Origin of the sequence: Lentilactobacillus parafarraginis DSM 18390 = JCM 14109, assembly GCF_001435895.1 — a bacterium.
Classification (GTDB): Bacteria; Bacillota; Bacilli; order Lactobacillales; family Lactobacillaceae; genus Lentilactobacillus; species Lentilactobacillus parafarraginis.
Genome location: NZ_AZFZ01000153.1, coordinates 1 through 1,765 on the forward strand (window position 1 = coordinate 1; position 1,765 = coordinate 1,765).

2 protein-coding genes are annotated in these 1,765 nt (G+C 48.2%); both read left to right on the forward strand.

Annotated elements, in window-relative coordinates:
- The first annotated feature begins 417 nt into the window (after positions 1 to 417).
- Positions 418 to 771: a plasmid mobilization protein gene (locus tag FD47_RS15990; RefSeq protein WP_125009048.1), complete on the forward strand. Its 354-nt coding sequence runs from the start codon at positions 418 to 420 to the stop codon at positions 769 to 771.
- A partial coding sequence (locus tag FD47_RS14400; protein ID WP_056980834.1) for a relaxase/mobilization nuclease domain-containing protein occupies positions 753 to 1,765 on the forward strand: 1,013 nt, incomplete at its 3' end. The genes FD47_RS15990 and FD47_RS14400, both read left to right, overlap by 19 nt.

The following is a 1,765-nucleotide window of genomic DNA, read 5'->3' on the forward strand; positions in this document are numbered from 1 at the left end:
CTTTTTTGATCAAGCTAAATTAGCTTGCGCCGTTTGCGCAAAACTCCGCCTGAAAGGCTCCTGCTGAAGGCATGCTCATGATGCAAAATCATTCGGCCGACAGCCCCTGTCTGGAAGACTTTTTTACTCAAATTCCGATAGCAATTTTGAGTAAAAAACGCGAAGCTTTGCCAAAAAGTGGCTAGCCAACCGGCTAACCATTTTGGCATTGCGCAGCGAACTTGGGGGTCAAGGGGGAGCGTTAGCTGTCCCCCTTGCAAGCACCGCAGCTGCCACAAACATAGTCTTGTGGCTAGCATGCGGGTTGCTTGCCAAGCCTCTGTTATTCGATTATCATTAGGAGGTCGTCAGCCGTCGGCTGATCCGACTTTTGATATCTCGAATAACTTTGCCCGCAGGGCAACGGAGGTGGGACTTGTGAACGAACCACAAAATCTGGCTAGCACAAAAAAGACGACTCAGGTTCATCGTCAGGCTAGCAAACAAATTAATTTTCGGGTGAGTGAACCGGACTATTTAAAGCTGGCGCGTTCCGCGCAAACTTTAAATCTGTCCGTGCCGGCTTTTGTCAAAAAGAAGGCCCAGGGGGCGCGCTTAGTTGCCCCTAAGATTACTGCCCAAGATGCCCAGAACATCACTCATCAGTTAGCTAAAATTGGCGGTAATCTTAATCAATTGGCCCATCATGCTAATCAAGGTGGTCAAATCGATCCCCAAGCATTAAAGGATTTACAAAACGAGGTGCAACGCGTATGGCAACAACTCACATAAAACGTTCCACCAGTGCATCTAGGTTAGTCAATTACGCTGAAAAACGAGCCATCAAAAAAGATGGCCTCAATTTAGATATTCAGTACGCTAAAAGCGAATTTAAACAAGTGCGGGCCGTCTATGGCAATCCTGGTAAAACCCAAGCGTATGCCAGCCGGATTGCCTTTAGCCCGTTGGAATTTAATCCCCAAGATCCTCATGATCAGGCAACGGTTTTAGCCGTTGCCAAAGAAGTTTATGCCAAAGCCTATCCCAATCAACAGGTGGCCCTTTATGAACATGCCGATACCGATTCGTTACACGTCCATGCCGTCATTGGCGCGATTAACCTGGAAACCGGGCAAAAAATGCACGGTAATTGGCACCAATATCGCGATCACTTAGTCCACATCACGGATCAAGTGTGCCAGGAACATGGCTTAATGGTCACCCGGCCCGATCCTAACCGTCACGAGAAACGCTCAATGGCCGAAATTAAGCTCCGGGCTAAACAGCAGCCCACTTGGAAAGATCAAATCCGCCAAGCCGTCGATCACACCATGCAGAACCCCCTGATTCGCGATTTTCAGGCCTTTCAGGACGACTTGAAACAACAGGCAGTTAAAGTATGGGAACGGGGCAAAAATCTCACCTATCAGCTATTAGGGACCAATTACAAGTCTCGGGGAACCAAACTCGGGCTTGATTATGAAAAGGAGACGATTTTTAATGAGTTGGCAAGCCGACAAAACCAAACAAGAACCAACCAGCAACCAGAACGAACCGTTAACCCAACAATTGACCCAGCTCAATCAGACCATAGCCGAACTCCGGAATTACCAGGGCACTCAGATTCAACTGCAAGCCACAGCCAAAACGTCCCTCGATCAACAACTTCATCAGATCGAACAGACCGCCCAACAAGTCAACCAACAGTTTCAGACGACCTTAAACAACTTAGACAGCAGCAACGCCAGCTCGCAGGCCCAATTAAAACAGACCTTACAAAGCGCCT